Genomic DNA, 18,828 nt, shown 5'->3' with positions numbered 1-18,828 from the left:
TTGCTAACAGAGCGAAACTCGCACCCCTTAAGAAAGGACCACTCGCTATGCAACTACCCATCTCCGATGCCAATAAGCCACACTCCATCCCAACTCTGAATGCCTCCGAAATTCCGCACGCCGTTCGCCACGGCGCCATCCACGGCGCACTCGGCACCCTCAACGTGGGCGAAGCAATGATCCTCATCGCCCCGCATAATCCGGTTCCCCTGCTCAAGGAGGTCGAGGCTCGCGAGGAGAACTTCGAGCTGGACTACCTCAAGGAAGAAGAAAACGACTTCCACATCAAGTTCACCCGCGTGAGCTAAACCCTTCGCGGAGCGGAGGGCTATCCTGGATAGGTCACACTCTCCGCTGTAGAAGGAGCCCTCCGCAGATGAAGAAGCGCGCCGCCGCACTCCTCGCCGCCCTCGCATTCGCCCTAGCGGCCTGCGCTCCCCCAACGTCAACGACCTCCGCCCAGGACGCGGATGCTCCCACGCTCAATGTCCTGGCTGCATCCTCCACCCGCGTCATCAATGACGAACTCACTTCGCGCGCAGGCCAGCTCACACCGCCGGTAAATCTAAACTTTGAAAATGGCGGCTCCTCCGACCTGGTGAGCAAGCTGCGCGAGGGCGCCCCGGCCGATCTTCTCCTTACGGCATCGAAGAAAACCATGGATAAGGCGGTGCAGGATGGCACGGTTGCCACGCCCGAGGTGCTTGCCACCAATGTCATGGTCATGGTTGTGCCCAAGGGCAACCCGGCGGGAATCCATTCCGTGGAGGATCTCCGCCACTCCCACCACTTCGTGCTTTGCGATCCCCAAGTTCCCTGTGGCGATATCTCCTCCCGGATCATCGACGATAAACGCTTGGACGTCCATCCATCCTCCCAAGAGCGCCAGGTGGCCGACGTTTTAGGAAAGGTTGCCTCGGGCGAGGCGGATGCTGGGTGGGTCTACTCCACCGATGCCGCCGCGGCCGGCGACGATGTCGAGGTGATTGACATTCCTGGGGCAGAGAAATTTACTAACCAGATTCTGGGCGCCGTTACCGCAGAAGCATCCCACCCCGACCAGGCTCGCGCGGTGCTCGATATCCTGAGCGGCGACTTTGCATCCACCTGGCGCGACCGCGGCTTTAACCCGGCGGAGTAGTTCTGTGTCCGCACCCCAGCCCATTCGCCCCAAAGCCCCGCTTCTTATCGGCCTTATTGGCCTCATCGCGGTGGCGACCATCATCGTCCCCGTTGCCGCTCTTGGGCTGCGCGTGCCATGGGCGCGCATTAGCGACTACCTCGCGCGCGACGAGATCCGGGATATGCTGCTCATCTCAGTGGCAGCCGCTTTCCAATCCATGATCCTTGCGCTCGTTCTGGGCTTGGGGCTGGCCCTGTGGGTGCAGCAGCTCGGCCGCGGCAGCTCCGTAGTGCGCCTCTTGGTCTACCTGCCCTTGGCCATGCCACCGGTGGTGGGCGGCTTGGCCCTTACCGCAGCCTTTGGCCGCAAGGGGTACCTGGCCCCGCTTCTCGACGCCCTAGGCATCAACCTCGCCTTCGCCTTCCCCGGAGTCGTTATGGCGCAGACCTTTGTGGCGCTGCCCTTTGTGGTGGTCGCGGTTGATTCGGCATTGCGCCAGCTGGACCAGGAAATCCTCGCCTCTGCGCGCGGCGTGGGCTTGGGCCGGTGGGAGGTCCTGGGCAAAATCACCCTGCCGTCCATCGCCCCGGCCTTGGCTACGGGTGCGGGGTTGGCCTTCGCGCGCTCGCTGGGCGAATTTGGCACGACGCTGACCTTTGCCGGCTCACAGCCGGGGGTTACCCGCACCATGCCGATGGGTATTTATTTGGAGCGCGAGGTCGATGCGGATGGCGCGTACGTGCTCTCCGCGCTGCTTATCGGGTTGGCCTTGGCCTGTCTGGCGCTGGCGGGCTTGCCTGCCCTTCGGCGGCGAAGCTACCAGCCGCAGGCCAGGAGGTTGCATGGGATGGACGTCGATAAGCTCCGCGCCCTTACCCGTCCCACTGATGCGCCGGTGCTGTCCGTGACCGTCGACGGGGTGCGCACGGATTTTTCCCCGCGTGCCATAACGGCCGTGGTGGGCCCGAATGGTTCCGGCAAGACGACCTTGATGGGGCGCATTGCCGGGCGCCTGAGCGGCGGGGAGGTATCCCCGGAGCACGCCGACATCGTCTTGCTCACCCAGCGTCCGGGCTTGCCGCCGCGTTCGACGGTCGTGCAGGCGGTCGCCATGGTCACCCGCGATAAAGCCCGTGCGCAGGAGCTCCTGGCGGCGGCGGGATTGCACGAGCTTGCCGACGTCCCCGTTCCCGCCCTGTCTGGCGGCCAAGCCGCCCACGTGGCGCTGGTGCGCGCGCTAGCCGCACGGCCGGCGGTCTTGATTGTGGACGAACCCCTTGCCGCAGTCGATGTGACATCGGCCGAGAGGTGGCGCCGCTTCTTGCACGCGGCCCGCGCAGACCGTACCACGCTGCTTGTTACCCATGATGCGCTCGATATTGCGCACCTGGCGCAGGACATGCTGGTCATGGAATCCGGTCAAGTGCGGGCGCACGGCGCAACCGCGCTGCTGCTCGAGGCACCGCCGACAAGCTTCGTCGCGGCGCTAGCGGGACTCAACCGCCTCGAAGGAACCGTGACCGCGATCGGCGCCTCCGCCGTCGAGGTCGCGTGCGGCGATATTTCCGTTCTGGCGACCAAGGAGCATACGTCTTTTGAGCCCGGGCAGAAGGTGGCGGTGACCTTTGACCCGCATGCGGCCACAATTGGCGCCGCGCAGGAAACGTGCAATCAGTGGGCGGTGCGCGTCCTTGCAGTCGAGGCCACCAGCCTCGCAGCGGCCCAGCTGCGCGTTGATCTGGGTGGTCAAGAGGCTACAGTACCGGTAGACCGCGAGTTCGCTTTAGGCGTCGCGGTGGGTAACATCGTATCCTTAGCGATATCTAAAGCACACGTTTTTGTCCACCCCAACTAGTTTTTCTGTATTCGCAGACCCCAAGGCGGATTTCTACCATGCCTGATTCACTTCCCCGGCCCACTACCGAACTCTTTCCAGAGGCCCTCAACCTCTCACCCAAGCAGCGCGAGGTGCTCACCGCTGTGCAGCGCCACCCCGAAGGCGCTAAGGCCGGCACCGTGGCCGAGGAACTAGGCATGCACGTCAACACCGCTCGCGGACACATCGATGAACTGGTCAACGCTGGGGCCGTCAACGTAGTATCCGCGCCGAGTAAGGGCCGCGGGCGCCCCTCCCTCATCTTCCAAGCCCGCATTCCAGATAATAAAGCGGTGGCAGAGGAATACATCACCTTGGTGGAGGTACTGACCACGATGCTGGCCGATAAGGAAGAGCTTGATGACGCCGCCTCGGCCAAGGCCCTCGAGATCGGACGACGCTGGGCGCGCGCCGCGGGCACGGATGCCTCCGATGGCGCGCTCGATACGCTCTTTGCCACCCTGCGCGATATGGGCTTTGACCCTGCCACCAAACCCGATTCAGCCGACATCGAGCTTCATGCTTGCCCGTTTGTCTCTTCGGGGCTTGAGCCTTCGCCGTTCCTGTGTGCGGTACACGCTGGCTTCCTGCAAGAAACCAGCGATGATACAACCTCGATCACCTTGGTTCCGCGCCAGCACCCCAACGTGTGCCGTCTAAAAATTAAGCCTGCGTAAGCTCCACGCGGACGGGGCCGGCCACGGTGAGGTCGATGACGCGGAGGTTCTGCTCGCGGGCGTCGGCAAGAATGCCCTCCTCAATATCCTCGGTGTGCAGCACCATAACAGTGGGGCCGGCGCCGGATAGGTAGGCCGCATAGCCGCGATTGCGCAGGCGATTGACCCACTCCGCGGTCACGGGAAGCACATCCGCGCGGTACGGCTGGTGCAAGCGATCGCGGGTTCCCTCCCACAGGAGGTCCGGATAGTTCTGCAATGCCGCCACCTGAACCGCGGTGCGCGAGACGTTGAACGCCGCATCCGAATGCGTCACGTGCGAGGGCAGGACACGGCGCACCGCCTGGGTGGAGGCATGGAAATCAGGCACGAGCGCGGTGGCGCGGATATCTTCGTGCACCTTGATGGACGCGGCGCGGTAGTCCGGCAAAGAATGGCCGTCGACGGGGACATTTGTCCACGACACCACGGCGTCACCCAATACAGAGGCGGCCGCATTATCGGGGTGGCCCTCAAAGGCGGAAGAAAGCTGCACCACTTGCTCTTGGGTCAGCGGACTTCCCGCCAGCGCATTGCCGGCGGCCACGCCCGCCACCGCGGCGGAGGCAGAAGAGCCCAGGCCGCGCGACTGCGGGATATTATTATGCGAGACCACCCGCAGGCCGGGCACGGTGGCGTCGGCCGCCGAGAGTGCGGAGCGAATCGCCTTGACCACCAAGTGGGAGCCATCGCGCGGCAGGTCTTCTGCGCCCTCGCCGAAAATCTCTACCGTAAGGCCCGAGGCGGTGACCTCTACCTCGACGGTGTCATACAGGCTCAACGCCATGCCCAAGGTGTCATATCCTGGGCCAAGGTTCGCCGTGGAGGCAGGAACGGTCACGATGGCTTTAGTGCCGACTTCAACTTCGATGCTCATAGCTGTCCAGTCTATTTGGCCGGGCTAGCTGCCGAGGCGGATTACGGAATGAACGGCCTTGACCTCTTCGAGCTCGCCCAAAGCAGCCACAATGGTGTCCAAGGTCGCCTCCTTCGCGGCATGGGTGACCACGATGAGGCGGGCGGTGTCCGCGCCGTCTTCCTGGCGCACGGTGCGCAGGGAAACGTCATTGTCGGCAAAGACGGCGGAGATGGCGGCCAGCACACCGGTGCGGTCTTGGACCTCCATATCGATGTGGTAGCGGGTTTCCACCTCACCAAAGTCTGCGATAGGCAGGTTGGCATAGGTATTCTCGCCCGGTGCGCGGCCGCCGTGGACAATATTGCGGGCTGCCCCGACGACGTCGCCAAGCACGGCAGAAGCCGTAGGATTGCCGCCCGCACCATTGCCGTAGAACATCAGGGAACCTGCGGCCTCGGCCTCGACGAAGATGGCATTATAGGACTCGCTCACGGAGGCCAACGGGTGCTCCTTAGGCACCAACGTGGGGTGCACGCGGGCATTGACCGCCTCGGAGCCGTCCTCACGCTTAAGGCGCTCGCAAATGGCCAGCAGCTTGATGGAATAGCCGGCATCATTGGCCGCGGCGATATCCGCGGCGGTGACCTTGGTAATGCCCTCGCAGTGGACGTCCTCGAACTTCACGCGAGTGTGGAAACCCAAAGACGCCATGATGGCAGCCTTGGAGGCGGCGTCATGGCCCTCAACATCCGCGGTGGGATCGGCCTCGGCATAGCCCAGGCGAGTAGCCTCCGCCAGCGCTTCATCATAAGAAGCGCCCGTGGACTCCATCGCGTCCAAGATGAAGTTGGTGGTGCCATTGACAATGCCAGAGATGCGCTCTACCTGATCGCCGGCCAAGGAGCGACGCAGCATGCCCACTACCGGAATCGCGGCGGCTACGGCAGCCTCAAAATAGAGATCTACACCGGCGCGGTCGGCGGCCTCCGCCAGCTCATCTGCGTGCGCAGCAACCAGCGCCTTATTGGCGGTCACCACGGACTTTCCGGAATTGAGTGCGGCGAGCACCAGCTCGCGCGGAAAATCAATACCGCCGATGACCTCAACCACGAGGTCGATATCATCGCGGGCGACGAGCGCCTTGGCGTCATCGGTCAAAAGCTCCTGGGGCACGCCCGGGCGCAGCTTATTCTTATTGTGGATGGCGATGCCGCGAATCTCGGCTGGACCACCGATGCGGTGAGCAAAGGCATGAGCATTCTCCCCCAGCAGGCGAAAGACCTCGGCACCAACGGTGCCAAAGCCCAGCAGCGCGATACCAACGGTCTCGCCCTCGCCCTTGCCGGAATACTCGTGTGCCTGAAGCTCGCTAGTCGATGCAGCCATAGTCCGTCTCCATTGTGCGGTTGGGGTAAAGGTGTTGTGCCCGCTAATTGCGGATACAGGACACTATACAGAACAAGCTGTCTACTTTCGCCCTAAATAGAGCCATTAATAGAAAAGTCCCCGTCACAGGGCGTGAATTAAATTCCGCCATGTAACGGGGACCGAAGGATGGAGGTTAATCCACCTCTAGGGAGAGGAGGTCCTCGATGGTCTCGCGGCGCAGCATGGGCTTGGTCTGGCCCACGCGCGTGGCGACGACCGCCGGGCGCACCGCACCGTTATAGCGCGAGGACATCATGTACTGGTAGCCGCCAGTCGCTGCAAAGGCGATCAAGTCTCCCGGCTGAATATCATTGGACAGCTCGCCGTCTTCAAGGAGAATATCGCCGGACTCGCAATGGAAACCCACCACGCGCGAGGGCACCACTTCCCCATCGCTAAAGCGGTTGACCACGCGCACGTCATAGGCCGAACCGTAGAGCGCCGGGCGGATATTATCTGACATTCCACCATCGACGGAGATATAGCGACGCAGCGGCAGATCCGACTTGCCAGTTTCTACATCCTTGACGGTACCCACGCGGTAGACGGTCACCGCCGAGCCCGCAACCAAGGAGCGACCGGGCTCAACTAAGAGGAAGGGCGCCTCAATGCCCAACTCCTCTGCGGTGTGCTTGACCGCGCCGAGCATATCGCCGGCCACGCGCTCGATATCCAGCGCCTCCTCATAGGGCATGTAGGGAATACCAAAGCCGCCGCCCAGATCGAGCTCTTCCAGCGTCACGCCCAGCTCGGTGTAAATCTGGCGATACAGTCCCATGACGCGCTCCGCGGCAAGTTTGAAGCCCTCCGCATTAAAGACCTGGGATCCCACGTGGCAGTGCAGGCCGCTCAGGTGCAGGTTGTCCGCTTCCAAGCAACGCTTGGCCGCAGCAAAAGCCGCGCCCGTGGCGAGCGAAATGCCGAACTTTTGGTCCTCATGCGCCGTGGCGATGAATTCGTGCGTATGCGCATCAACACCCGGCTTGACGCGGATCATCACCGGCTGGACCTTGCCGGCCTCGCCCGCAATGCGATTAAGTTCTTCCAGCTCGAGCTCGTTGTCAATGACCACGTGGCCCACGCCGGCGTCTACGCACAAACGCAGGTACTCATCGTCCTTATTGTTGCCGTGCGTGGTGATGCGCTCGGCTGGAAACTCTGCGGCTAGGGCAATCTTGAGCTCATTGAGCGAGGCCGCGTCCAAGCACAGGCCTTCCTCATTGACCCAGTTCACGATCTTCTTTGAGATGAATGCCTTGGAAGCATAGTGCACGTGCTCGGGTCCACCGAAAGCGCGGGCCATGTCCTGGCAGCGGGACCGGAAGTCATCTTCATCGAAGACATAAAGTGGGGTCTGGAATTCCTCCGCCAAATCTGGCAGTGGAACGCCAGCAATGGTTACCACGCCGTCTTCCTCGCGCTGGGCATTGCGCGGCCAGACGTGGGCCGGCAGCTCATTGAAATCCGCCACTTACATCTTCTCCGGGGTGCTCACGCCCACCATGGACAAGGCATTGGCCAGAACCACGCGGGAAGCCTGCGCCAGCGCCAAACGGGCCCCGTGGATTGGTGCTTCATCCTCGCCAGCCTTGGGCAGGACCTGGCAGGAATCATAAAAGCGGTGGAATACCGCGGCAAGATCCTCAGCATAGCGGGCGATGCGGTGCGGCTCGCGCAGCTTCGCTGCTTCCTCCACTACTGCTGGGAATTCACCCAAGGTACGAATCAAGTCACCCTCGCGCTCGTGGGTAAGCAGCGAGAGATCCGCACCTTCCGCGTCGATGCCGAGCTCGGCAGCCTTACGGGCGATGGAACATAGACGGGCGTGGCCGTACTGCACGTAGTAGACAGGATTATCGGAAGACTGCGTCTCCCACAGGCCCAAGTCAATATCGATGGTTTGATCCACGGAAGAGCGCACCAGGGAATAGCGCGAAGCATCCACGCCAATAGCGGCGACGAGATCCTCCATAGTGATGACCGTGCCTGCACGCTTAGACATGCGCACCGGCTTGCCATCACGCATGAGGTTAACCAGCTGGCCGATAAGAACCTCGACGGCATCGGCGTCGTAGCCTAGGGCAGCCGCTGCCGCCTTCAAACGCGGCACATAGCCGTGGTGGTCTGCGCCCAGCATGTAGATATTCAAATCGTGGCCGCGATCAAACTTATCGGCCACGTAAGCGATGTCACCGGCAATATAGGCTGCATTGCCATCGGATTTCACCACTACGCGGTCCTTGGAGTCGCCATAGTCGGTGGACTTGAGCCACCAAGCATTGTCCGCCTCATACATGTGGTCTTCGGCCTTGAGCTTTTCCAACGCTGCATCCACAGCACCGGAGTCAAAGAGGGAGTTCTCATGGAAGTAGACGTCAAAATCCACTCCGAACTCGTGCAAGGACTGCTTAATCTGCGCGAACATCATCTCTACGCCGTCTGCGCGGAAGGCCTCTTGGACTTCTTCATCACTGCCTTCAAGGGCAGACGGATTCTTCTCTACCACGGCCTGAGCAATGTCCTGGATATAAGCACCGCCGTAGCCATCTTCTGGGGTTGGCTCACCCTTCGCCGCTGCCACGAGCGAGCGAGAGAAGCGGTCAATCTGGCCGCCGTGGTCATTGAAGTAATACTCGCGGGTAACCTCTGCGCCGGATGCCTCCAGCACGCGGCCTAAAGAATCACCGACGGCCGCCCAACGGGTGCCGCCAAGGTGGATCGGGCCGGTCGGGTTCGCGGAGACAAACTCTAGGTTGACCTTCTTGCCCGCAAAGGCATCATTATTGCCATACTCCTTGCCTGCGCGGAGAATCTGAGCGACGATTTCTCCCTGGGCGTCGGCAGCAAGGCGAATATTAATGAACCCAGGTCCGGCAATGTCAGCCTCGGCAACGGCATCATTGTCTGCCAAGGCCTCTGCCAACCAGCCGCCTAGCTCGCGCGGGTTAGCACCGGCCTTCTTGGCCACCTGCAGCGCCACGTTGGTGGCATAATCGCCGTGCTCAGGGTTGCGCGGACGCTCAACGGTTACCGTTTCTGGCAAGACAGAGGAATCAAGATCATGGTCATCCATGACCTTGATTGCGGATTTTTTAATCAATGTGGCCAAATCAGCTGGAGTCATGTCGCACGATTCTAGTTCACTGAAAAGACGAGTGTGAAAAGGGCTATATCAAAAAGTTCGCCTTTGCAGCGCAAACGGTTGATAGCAGTTTTCTGCAACACTAATATTGCGAAATAATTGCTGGTCAAGCGGGGGACGCATTACGCACGTACTACTTAAAGGGAGTAAGGTCGTGCCTACCCCCATGTAAAAAATCAACGAGGAGCACCGTATGCGCATTGCGCTATTTTCCACTTGCATTGGTGACGCCCTTTTCCCGGACGTACAAAAGGCAACGGCACTGGTTCTCTCCCGCTTGGGCCACGAAGTGGTCTTCCCGGAGGAACAGACCTGCTGCGGCCAGATGCACATCAATACCGGCTATCAGAAGGAAACCCTGGGAATGATCCGCTCCTATGCGGATGCCTTTGCCGACCCCTCCATTGATTATGTCGTCGCGGCCTCCGGCTCCTGCGTCGGCGCCGTTCGCGAGCAGCACGAGCGCATCGCTGACCGATTTGGCAACTCCGCCGACGTCGACGGCGCCCGCAAGACCACTCAGAAGACCCTGGATCTCCCGGAATTCCTAGTGGATGTTGCCGGCGTGACCAACGTCGGCGCATTCTTCCCGCACCGCGTGACGTACCACCCCTCCTGCCACGGCCTACGCTTTTTGAAGCTGGGAGACCGCCCACTTCAGCTTCTCCAAGAAGTAGAAGGAATCGACCTAGTCACACTCCCCAATAAGGAAGAATGCTGTGGCTTCGGCGGCACCTTTGCTATCAAGAATGCGGAAGTATCCCGCGCGATGGTCACCGACAAGACCCGCCACGTTAAGGAAACCGCGGCTGAATACGTCACCGGCGGTGACTCTTCCTGCCTGATGAACATCGGTGGTGCCCTAAGCCGCCAGCGTTCCGGTATCCGCGCCGTGCACATGGCTGAGATCTTAGCTTCCACCAAGGAGCACCCATGGACTCCGACCTCCGCCGCTTACTCCAAGGAGACGATGCTCTAATGACCTCTTTCCTCGATACCACCCCACCACGCGCGCCGGAAGGCTACGGCAACCTGCGTGGCAGCAAGGCCTTTGTTCCCCTGGCACACGTTGGCCTGAATAACGCCACCCAGCGCCACAACCTGCAGCACGCCACCACCTCCATTCGTGAGAAGCGCTCCAACGCTGTGGAGGAGCTGGACGATTGGCAGGAGCTGCGCGCTGCAGGTTCCGCCATCAAGGAAGATGTTGCCGCCCGTATGCCAGAACTGCTCGAGCAGTTCGAAGAGGCAGTCAAGGCTCGCGGCGGCATCGTCCACTGGGCACGCGATGCCAAGGAAGCTAACCAGATCATTGAGGGTCTGATTCGCGCTACCGGCGAGACCGATGTGGTCAAGGTCAAGTCCATGGCCACCCAGGAAATCGGCATGAACGAGCACTTGGAGGCCGCGGGCATCAACGCTCGCGAGACCGACCTGGCCGAGCTCATCGTGCAGCTAGGTGAGGATAAGCCGTCCCACATTCTGGTTCCGGCTATCCACCGCAACCGTGCGGAGATTCGCGATATCTTCGTCAACAAGATGCCCAATACCGATGACACTCTGCAGGCTGAGCCGGCAGAGTTGGCCGAGGCTTCCCGCCAGTTCCTGCGCGAGCAGTTCATGCAGGCCAAGGTTGCCATTTCCGGCGCCAACTTCGGTGTAGCAGAAACCGGCACCATCAACATCGTGGAGTCCGAGGGCAATGGCCGCATGTGCCTTACCCTGCCGGAGACCCTCATTACCGTGATGGGCATCGAAAAGCTGGTTCCTACTTTCCAGGATCTAGAGGTCTTCCTCCAGCTGCTGCCGCGTTCTTCCACGGCAGAGCGCATGAACCCGTACACCTCCATGTGGTCCGGTGTTACTGAGGGCGATGGCCCGCAGAACTTCCACTTGGTGCTGCTGGATAACGGCCGTACCGCGGCCCTGTCCTCCCCGATTGGCCACCAGGCCCTCAAGTGCATCCGTTGCTCGGCTTGCCTGAATGTTTGCCCAGTCTACGAGCGCGCCGGCGGCCACGCCTACGGCTCTGTCTACCCTGGCCCGATCGGCATTTCCCTGACGCCGCAGCTGACCGGCATGAAGGACCACAACGATCCTTCCGCCAGCCTGCCTTATGCGTGCTCGCTGTGTGGCCGCTGCGACGAGGTGTGCCCGGTGAAGATTCCGCTTTCCGACGTCATTTTGGAAAACCGCCACCAGAAGGTCACCCACGCCACCCCACCAATCGAGCCGAAGCTCTTCAAAACCATTCAGCTTCTGTGGAGCAACCCGAAGCTGTGGAACAAGGCAACCCACATGGTCGCCTTGGGCCGCATCTTGGGTGGTACGAACAAGACCATCGAATCCCTGCCACTGTTTATGTCTGGTTGGTCTGAAGGCCGCGACACCGCGGTTCCGCCAAAGAAGTCCTTCCGCCAGTGGTTCGAGTCCGAAGAAGGCAAGGAGCTTCTTGCCGAGGCCCGTGAGGAGTCCAAAAAGTGAACGCAAAGCAGGAAATCCTAAGCCGCATCCGCTCCGCCCAGAAGCAGGCTGGTCTGCCCGACCACGTTGATGCCCCGCGCGACTACCACCACGAGGGCACCCTGAACGCGGACGAGCTGCGCGATATGCTCATTGACCGACTCGAGGATTACAAGGCCGAGGTGCACGTCACCGAGGAAGGCGAGCTCAAGCAGACCATCGCCACGATCCTCAAGGACCGCGAGTGCAACGACATTCGTTACGCCGAAGGCATGGACGCCACCCTCTTCGAGGGCTTCGACGCCAAGCCGGACGATAAGGCTGTCGATCCGCGCACGCTGAACGAGACGGACGCTGTGGTGACCTATTCCCACGTCACCTCCGCGCAGACCGGCACCATCGTGCTCGAGTCTGACGAGCGCTGCGGCCGTCGCGCACTGACCCTGGTTCCGGACCGCCACCTGTGCATCGTCCACCAGAATGAGATCGTCTACGGCATCCCCGAGGTCATCTCCCGCATGAACCCGGAGAAGCCAGCGACTTGGATCTCCGGCCCGTCCGCTACCTCCGATATCGAGCTCACTCGTGTCGAGGGCGTACACGGCCCGCGTGACCTCATCGTTGTCATCGTCAAGTAGTACTGCGTAGCCCCTCTCCCGCCCCGGCCGGTGAGGGCACCCACCTACTGTGAATATGATGCCAAAAGCATCAAAAAAGCATAGGCTAGGTCTACCAATCATTTTTATTCTGGAGACCTAACCTATGCTTTCTTTTTCTTCTAAGCTTGCGGCCACGCTTGGTGCTGCCGCACTGACCATGGGCATCACTGCACCGATTGCCACGGCCGCGCCTGCACCTGCACCACAGGCAGCCAAGCCCGCCATTTCCTGGGAAGACTGCCCAGAGCAGGTGGACATCGACACTGCCGAATGCGGACGCATTGAAGTCCCCACGTACTACGACAACCCAAAGGCGGGCACGATTAGCGTCGGCTTCGTGCGCGTTCCCGCCGCCAACCCCGGCGCTCGCCGTGGCGCGCTGTTTACTAACCCCGGTGGACCAAGCGGCGATGCCTATGAATGGGCCGGCAATAGCGCTGCTCCTTGGCCTCAGGCCGTGCGCGATGAATGGGACACCATCGGTGTACAACCACGTGGTCTGCCTGGCTCCACTCCAGTCAAGTGCGATGCTTCGGCTGCTAGTGACCCACTCCGAGATAGCCTGCAGATAGGAAAACTCACTCGCGATGCTTGCGAGAAGAACACCCCGGGCTATACCAATTCTTTAACCACCGCCAATACCTTGGAAGATTGGGAGATGGTTCGCCGCGCCTTGGGCGAGGACAAGATTGACATCGCCGGCACCTCTTATGGCACTTACCTCGGCTCCGCCTACGCCACCAAGTATCCAGAGCACACCGGCAAGGTCTTGCTAGATTCGGGTATGAGCCCCAAACTGGCGTGGAATGGCATCTTTGCTTCGCAACAGCGCGGCTATGAAAAGGGACTGCACGATCTCTTCGGGTTTATTGCCAAAAATGACGCCAAGTACCACCTCGGCACCACCCCGCTGCAGGTCTATGAAAAATGGTCTCAAAAGGTAGCTCGTGAGGCAGGTGTACGCCCTACCGTATTGCCACCGAACGCCAAGATTGGTGACCTACCTCCAGGACTCGAGTTTGCCGGTCAGCCTGGTGCGGACATCATGACTGCCACCGGCCCATTGCGCGTGCAGGCGGAGTTCCTCAGCCAGAAGATTCACAACCCCAACGCCGTGCAGGCAGCCTCCCCGTTACTGAACATGACGCGCCTCCTTGTTGTACCGACCCCTTCACGATGGGATGCCTTTGCCAAGCACCTCAACGGTAGCGAACCTATCGATGCGGAGCAGGCCGATCCGGACGCCGTGCAGAAACAACAGGAGTCCTTCGCGCAAGCAATAAATATGCAAAACCTAATCGTTTGCAATGAAAACACCGTGCCCGGAAATCCGCTGCTGTACCCGAGCTACCTGTGGTCCAACTTCGTCAGCTTTGATCCCTTCACCCAAGTCAACTCTCTCTACGGCTCCGGCGCGGGCTGCGGTGGCCGTGCGCCGGTCACCGGCCAGGCGCCTCTCGACGGCTCCAAGCTCGCCACCAAGCCCCTCCAGATTCAGGCTACGGGCGACCCACAAACGCCGTATCAGTACCACACCAGCCTCTCGAAGCCGATGCAATCCCACGTGGTCACCGTCCATGGCCCTGGCCATGCCCACTTTGCCTCTAAGAACAAGGTCGTTGATGACATTGGCGTGCACTACCTGCGCACCGGCGAAGTCACTACTTCCGACGCCCCCGGGTTGATTTAGTCCCCCACTAACCCATGCGCTAGAATCACATCGTTGGGAATTCTCCCAGCGATGTCTCCGTAGCTCAGCGGATTAGAGCATCGGTTTCCGGTACCGAAGGTCGCAGGTTCGATCCCTGTCGGGGACACACTCACCGCTGACCACCAGGACTTTCTGGTGGTCAGCGGTTCATTTTTCCTCCGGCCAGCTAGTCTTTCCTGGCTGGACACGAGCCTTCTATTGCCACTCCGGGTTGCCGGTATCCACCCCTTGTGCCTTAGCCGCATGCTCAATTGCGTCTGCCAGCCACTGCGCCAACCCCTCCTGCTGCACCTCATAGTGAGCACGGAAGCGTTCATCAGCCACATAGCCGCGCGAGATTAGGAAGTGCTTCGCTGGCGTGACGGGAAAGAAGGCACTGAGTGCTGTGCGGTGCTTGTCGACGAGCCCCTGCGCCTCCTCCGACCCCGCAGCCACACCGCCCGCTACGGCCCGGGCCAGCTCCTTTTCGACCTCAGCGACGCCGGCTTGCGCATCGCTCCAGTCATCCTTCGACCAGCCGGCAGTGCGCTGCTGATAGATAGACCAGTCTTCGCTCGATCCGTAGGCTTCCTCGGCTTCTTGTTGATGCGCGGCGAAGTTGGCATCGCCAACAATTTGTCCAATTTCTTCGGTGGTGAGCTTTCGGTTATTCATTGCATCCTCCATCAAGGTGTCAATTGCTGCCAGCATGTCAGTAAGGCTGTCGCGCTGCGCGAGCAGGCTCTCCTTTTGCCTCCGCAAATGCTCTAAGTCGGAGGCACCGCCATCTAGCAGCTGTTTAATATCGGTCAATTTCATACCGGTGGCGCGATAGATCAGAATCTTCTGCACGCGGGCGCAGTCTTCTTCGGTGTACAGCCGGTAGTTGGACCAACTGCGCCACGTTGGAGACAGCAAGCCTTGTGCCTCCCAGTGATGCAGAGTCCGTACCGTAATGCGGAAGAGCGCGGCTACCTCGCCAACGGTATAAAGAACTTCATCGATGTCGTCCATGGCTTCATTGTCGCGCCTAACGCCACGTCAGGGTCAACCCCAGAGAAAATCTGCAGAAACTGTTGCCAGAGTGTTGGGTTTATGCAACACTTGAATACATGACAGCAAACGACGTCCCTGTTTCAACAACGATCCGCGCCGAACGGTTCCGCAGGCCCGGGCCCACCCGTGGATTAATCGCGGCAATGTATGGCTGCGTGGCCGTATCCGCGATTTTCCTCATACTCGCACTGGCGCTTTCTTCTTACTGGGCGCTGTTAGCCATGTCTATAGCAATGGTGCTCTCTTGCATTCCGTGGACCATTCTGCGAGTATCCATTGATTCCAAAGATCGCAAGCCGCTGTCCTCTCTTGATGAGTACGAGGCCCAGGTCCTCGACCAGTGGCGCCGCAAGGCTTTCCAGCTGTCTACCGCCCTACTTTTTGCCGGTGGATTTGTCACCCTCCTCGTAGGAAATTGGTTCCTAGGCGGAGGCATTACCGGCATTATTGGCACCAAATATTTGCTTGGAGCTGGCTACTACCTGCTCTTCAGTTACTTCATCTCTGCCACCCTGCCCGCTGTCGGTTATGCACTGACCTTCAACCAGAACTCGGAGGACTAACACATGCCCACCTTAACCATTGACCACCTCAATAAGTCCTTCGGGGAGACTCAAGCCCTGCGGGATATGACCTTTAGCGTTGGTGACGGCGAAATCTTCGGTTTCGTCGGATCCAACGGCGCCGGAAAGTCCACCACCATGCGCATTGCGCTTGGTGTGCTGGCCAAAGACTCTGGCGAAGTCTACTTCGATGACGCCCCGATCAATGACGATAACCGCCGCCGCATTGGCTATATGCCAGAAGAGCGCGGGCTCTACGGCAAAGAGCCGCTGCTTAGCCAGCTGGTCTTCCTCGGTACGCTGCACGGCATGGATAAGCCCGCCGCGAAGCGCGCCGGCACTGAACTTCTTGAACAGCTGGGGCTGGGCGAGCGCATGGACGATAAGCTCGATGACCTCTCCTTGGGCAACCAGCAGCGAGTACAGCTCGCGGCCTCCCTTATCCATGACCCAGACATGCTGATTCTGGATGAGCCATTCTCCGGGCTGGACCCGGTTGCGGTTAATGTCATGTCAGACATGCTGCGTGAGCGCGCCAATCGCGGCGTGCCCGTCATTTTCTCCTCGCACCAGTTGGACTTGGTGCAGCGCTTGTGTGACCGCGTGGGCATTGTGACGAAGGGGCATATGGTGGCTGAAGGGGGCGTCGATAAGCTGCGCAGCCAAGGCCCTCCCCGCTTTGAGGTCGCTACCCCAGCGCGCGGCTGGTATCCGGAAGGCACGGAGCTGGTGGCAGAAACTGCCGATGCCGTCGTGCTCGAGGCCGATGAAACCATCGATGACCAGGCAATCCTGCAGGCAGCCCTAGCCGCAGGCCCGGTGCATTCCTTCGGACGTAAGATTCCGGATCTCACCGAGCTATTCCAAGACGTCGTCACCAGCAACCAGAATGAGGAGGCCTAGGCCATGCAGTATTCCGCAATGAAGACCATCGGGGTTGTAGCCAAGCGTGAGATGGCAGTCGCACTGAAGTCGAAGATGGTGGTAGGCACCATGCTGCTGCTCATCCTCGGTGCCATTATCGCCCCTATCGCTATCAATTTCTTCAGCGGCGATGACGAACCGGATTCCGTAGCCGTCGTGGGGATGGAAGCGTCTGCTTTTGATGATTCCGGCATCGATGCCACTGCGGCAAATGACCGCGCGGAAGCCCAGCAACTGGTGGAAAATGACGAGGCCGATGCCGCCCTGGTGCCGGCCGAGGATGATGGCTGGGATCTCGTGAGCAAGGGGGATGCCCCAGCATCCGTGTCCACTACCGTCAACCAAATCGTGTCTTCTCAAGCACAAGCAACGGCGCTGAATAAGCTAAATATCGACCCACAGGACCTAGCAGACGCTACCCCATCCACCACGGTCAATCAGGTGAACTTAGAAGAAGAGGACGGCACGGAACAAAAGATGGCCGGCGTAGCCACGGTCCTCATTGGCGCAATGGTGGTCGTCTTTTCCGTCATGACCTTCGCCGGCCTCATTGGCGGCCGCGTCACGGAGGAAAAGTCGTCCCGAGTGGTGGAAATTATCTTGTCTTCCGTGCGTCCGGTGGACTTTTTGGCCGGCAAGATTCTGGGCAATACCATCGTTGGATTCCTAGCCACGCTGCTCATTTTGGGCGGCGGTGCAATCTCGCTTGCTGCGACCGGCCTGGCTAGTGACATCGAGCTGGACTATGGCTTGGTAGCCGTGCTCCTTGTTGGCGAGATTCTAGGCCTGCTCTTCTTTGGCAGCCTCTACGCTGCAGCCGGCTCGATGGTGCAGCGTACCGAGGATCTCCAGTCCACGCAGGCACCTATCCTGTTCCTCGTCTTTGCCACCATGTATGTACCGATGTTCGGCTGGATGCACCTGGACGCCACGTGGATGCAGGTCATGACCTGGTTGCCGCCAGTCTCCATGCTGGTCGCTCCGCTGCAGGTGGCCGGAGGCAACCTCAGCTGGCTAGGCCTTGCCGCAAGCTACCTACTGATGGCCTTGACCACTGCACTTATTATCGTCATGGTTGGCCGCATTTACCGCCGCGCCATTTTGAACAATGGCAGGAAGATGACCTGGCGCCAAGCACTGAGCAAGTAAAAATAATCCGGCTCCCCGCCGATTGTGTGGGAGCCGGATTCTTTTATGTGCCGAAGCTACTGAGTAATGAACTCGTTGGTGATCGGCTGGGTGATGTCCAAGGTGCCGTGCTCGATGTAGTACATACCGAAGAACATGGCTGCCAGCATCACTACGGATAGCAGCATGGAAGGGATCCACTGAAGGAATACGGGAACCCAGCCATTGCCCTTATCGCGAGCTGCCGCTTCGCGCTGTTCCTGAGCCTCACGCTCGTTCATAATGATAAAACCTTTCGATCCACCGAGGATTAACTACGGATATCTTAACAGTTAAGTGCTTACAAGGCCGCATTCCTCGCACTTTTGATTGACACCGAAAATCGGCGATTAAATTCCTGGGTCCTCATTATTGAGCAGCGCCTCTACGAAGGACTCGCGGTCACCAAGCATGCGCTCAATGTCCTCTTCTGCGCCGACGATCCACAGCTCGGTGTCTTGGTCATAGGTGAGAGCGGAATCTGGGTAGGCCTCAAGTGCCTCCTCCATGGCGGCAACTTGGTCCTCGCTGGCTGCGTCATCCAAGTGCACCTCTGGATCGCCGATGCGCGGGCTAAGCTCCTCCAACGCGGTGATACCGTAGGTCTTATATTGCTTCTTCGGGTGCTCAAAGAGCTCTTGTCCCATCATGGAGCTTAATCCTTTCCGTGTAGTAGCGAATCTGGCACGTACCCCTCATAGCCCGGGATGTTATTGACCTGAAGAACTCCGGCAAAAAAGCGCCGCAGCGCCGGTACGTCTTCGGGTTGCAGATGGTCAAATACCATGCGGCGCACGGATTCCACGTGCTCCGGAGCGGCACGCCGCAGGTGTTCTAGGCCCACGTGGGTCACGCACACGTTGATGCCGCGAGCATCTTCCTCGTCTGGTTCCTTGGTGAGCAGGCCACGCTTTTCCATCCTGGTCACTTGGTGGGAGGCGCGGGAGCGGTCCCACTCCAGCTGCGTGCACAGCTCGTGCAGGCGCAGGCGTTGTTCCGGTGCCTCGGACAGGGCAACGAGGACGGCGAACTCGGAGGCAGATACCTCGCCGCCGGCCTTGAGCGTTTCATCCATTCCCCTATCGATCTTGCGCACGGCGCCAAGGAGCAGGCGCCATAGCTCCTGCTCATCGTCGTCTAACCAGCGAGTTTGATAAGGCAT

19 protein-coding genes and 1 tRNA gene are annotated in these 18,828 nt (G+C 60.1%); 12 read left to right on the top strand and 8 right to left on the bottom strand.

Annotated elements, in window-relative coordinates; translation table 11 throughout:
- Positions 1-47 precede the first annotated feature (47 nt).
- The 4 genes from QP941_RS01565 to QP941_RS01550 all read left to right on the top strand — a co-directional run bounded on the left by QP941_RS01565 (position 48) and on the right by QP941_RS01550 (position 3,676).
- The gene (locus tag QP941_RS01565) at positions 48-308 is read left to right on the top strand and encodes a DUF2249 domain-containing protein (protein WP_239235769.1); all 261 of its coding nucleotides are present in this window, start codon (positions 48-50) and stop codon (positions 306-308) included.
- Positions 309-376: 68 nt separating this feature from the next.
- On the top strand, positions 377-1,141 hold the full coding sequence (gene modA / locus QP941_RS01560; protein ID WP_284867766.1) for a molybdate ABC transporter substrate-binding protein: 765 nt from the start codon (positions 377-379) through the stop codon (positions 1,139-1,141).
- A gap of 4 nt (positions 1,142-1,145) precedes the next feature.
- Positions 1,146-2,978 carry an ATP-binding cassette domain-containing protein gene (locus QP941_RS01555; protein ID WP_284867765.1) on the top strand — a complete coding sequence of 611 codons (1,833 nt, stop codon included), beginning with the start codon at positions 1,146-1,148 and terminating at the stop codon, positions 2,976-2,978.
- A gap of 38 nt (positions 2,979-3,016) precedes the next feature.
- Positions 3,017-3,676: a helix-turn-helix transcriptional regulator gene (locus QP941_RS01550; RefSeq protein ID WP_284867764.1), complete on the top strand. Its 660-nt coding sequence runs from the start codon at positions 3,017-3,019 to the stop codon at positions 3,674-3,676.
- Here the strand turns inward: QP941_RS01550 and thrB are convergent.
- The 4 genes from thrB to argS all read right to left on the bottom strand — a co-directional run bounded on the left by thrB (position 3,663) and on the right by argS (position 9,126).
- Entirely contained in the window at positions 3,663-4,592 is a 930-nt protein-coding gene (gene thrB, locus QP941_RS01545) for a homoserine kinase (RefSeq protein WP_284867763.1), read from the bottom strand. The two genes, QP941_RS01550 and thrB, sit on opposite strands and share 14 nt — an antisense overlap.
- Positions 4,593-4,616: 24 nt before the next feature.
- On the bottom strand, positions 4,617-5,960 hold the full coding sequence (locus tag QP941_RS01540) for a homoserine dehydrogenase (protein WP_284867762.1): 1,344 nt from the start codon (positions 5,958-5,960) through the stop codon (positions 4,617-4,619).
- Between the two features lie 175 nt (positions 5,961-6,135).
- Positions 6,136-7,473 carry a diaminopimelate decarboxylase gene (lysA, locus tag QP941_RS01535; protein WP_284867761.1) on the bottom strand — a complete coding sequence of 446 codons (1,338 nt, stop codon included), beginning with the start codon at positions 7,471-7,473 and terminating at the stop codon, positions 6,136-6,138.
- The gene (gene argS, locus QP941_RS01530; RefSeq protein WP_284867760.1) at positions 7,474-9,126 is read right to left on the bottom strand and encodes an arginine--tRNA ligase; all 1,653 of its coding nucleotides are present in this window, start codon (positions 9,124-9,126) and stop codon (positions 7,474-7,476) included.
- Positions 9,127-9,337: 211 nt separating this feature from the next.
- Here argS and QP941_RS01525 point away from each other — a divergent pair, with 211 nt between their 5' ends.
- From QP941_RS01525 to QP941_RS01505, 5 genes are all read left to right on the top strand, one after another.
- Complete coding sequence (locus tag QP941_RS01525; protein WP_284791357.1) at positions 9,338-10,123, top strand: (Fe-S)-binding protein; 786 nt, start codon at positions 9,338-9,340, stop codon at positions 10,121-10,123.
- Entirely contained in the window at positions 10,123-11,628 is a 1,506-nt protein-coding gene (locus QP941_RS01520; RefSeq protein WP_284836526.1) for a lactate utilization protein B, read from the top strand. The genes QP941_RS01525 and QP941_RS01520 overlap by 1 nt, the downstream gene beginning before the upstream one ends.
- Entirely contained in the window at positions 11,625-12,245 is a 621-nt protein-coding gene (locus tag QP941_RS01515) for a LutC/YkgG family protein (protein WP_284867759.1), read from the top strand. The genes QP941_RS01520 and QP941_RS01515 overlap by 4 nt, the downstream gene beginning before the upstream one ends.
- Positions 12,246-12,369: 124 nt before the next feature.
- Positions 12,370-13,956: an alpha/beta fold hydrolase gene (locus tag QP941_RS01510; protein WP_284867758.1), complete on the top strand. Its 1,587-nt coding sequence runs from the start codon at positions 12,370-12,372 to the stop codon at positions 13,954-13,956.
- Positions 13,957-14,009: 53 nt separating this feature from the next.
- Positions 14,010-14,083: transfer RNA gene (locus tag QP941_RS01505), tRNA-Arg, on the top strand.
- Between the two features lie 89 nt (positions 14,084-14,172).
- On the opposite strand, the gene QP941_RS01500 is transcribed toward QP941_RS01505, so the two are convergent.
- Positions 14,173-14,970, bottom strand: a complete 798-nt coding sequence (locus QP941_RS01500; protein WP_284867757.1) for a MerR family transcriptional regulator — start codon at positions 14,968-14,970, stop codon at positions 14,173-14,175.
- A 98-nt stretch (positions 14,971-15,068) separates the two neighbouring features.
- Here QP941_RS01500 and QP941_RS01495 point away from each other — a divergent pair, with 98 nt between their 5' ends.
- Genes QP941_RS01495 through QP941_RS01485 form a run of 3 tightly spaced genes read left to right on the top strand, consistent with a single transcriptional unit; the run spans position 15,069 to position 17,648 of the window.
- Positions 15,069-15,575, top strand: a complete 507-nt coding sequence (locus QP941_RS01495; protein ID WP_284867756.1) for a hypothetical protein — start codon at positions 15,069-15,071, stop codon at positions 15,573-15,575.
- Positions 15,576-15,578: 3 nt separating this feature from the next.
- The gene (locus QP941_RS01490; protein ID WP_179386357.1) at positions 15,579-16,478 is read left to right on the top strand and encodes an ABC transporter ATP-binding protein; all 900 of its coding nucleotides are present in this window, start codon (positions 15,579-15,581) and stop codon (positions 16,476-16,478) included.
- 3 nt (positions 16,479-16,481) lie between these two features.
- On the top strand, positions 16,482-17,648 hold the full coding sequence (locus tag QP941_RS01485) for an ABC transporter permease (RefSeq protein WP_284867755.1): 1,167 nt from the start codon (positions 16,482-16,484) through the stop codon (positions 17,646-17,648).
- A gap of 56 nt (positions 17,649-17,704) precedes the next feature.
- Here the strand turns inward: QP941_RS01485 and QP941_RS01480 are convergent, their stop codons facing one another.
- The 3 genes from QP941_RS01480 to QP941_RS01470 all read right to left on the bottom strand — a co-directional run bounded on the left by QP941_RS01480 (position 17,705) and on the right by QP941_RS01470 (position 18,828).
- Entirely contained in the window at positions 17,705-17,908 is a 204-nt protein-coding gene (locus QP941_RS01480; protein WP_284766303.1) for a hypothetical protein, read from the bottom strand.
- A 108-nt stretch (positions 17,909-18,016) separates the two neighbouring features.
- Positions 18,017-18,316: a molecular chaperone GrpE gene (locus QP941_RS01475; RefSeq protein WP_284867754.1), complete on the bottom strand. Its 300-nt coding sequence runs from the start codon at positions 18,314-18,316 to the stop codon at positions 18,017-18,019.
- 5 nt (positions 18,317-18,321) lie between these two features.
- Entirely contained in the window at positions 18,322-18,828 is a 507-nt protein-coding gene (locus QP941_RS01470) for a MarR family winged helix-turn-helix transcriptional regulator (protein ID WP_284867753.1), read from the bottom strand.

The organism is Corynebacterium sp. MSK150 (assembly GCF_030229215.1).
Classification (GTDB): Bacteria; Actinomycetota; Actinomycetes; order Mycobacteriales; family Mycobacteriaceae; genus Corynebacterium.
The sequence above is the reverse complement of the archived record's forward strand: the minus strand, read 5'-3'. Positions and strand labels throughout refer to the sequence as shown.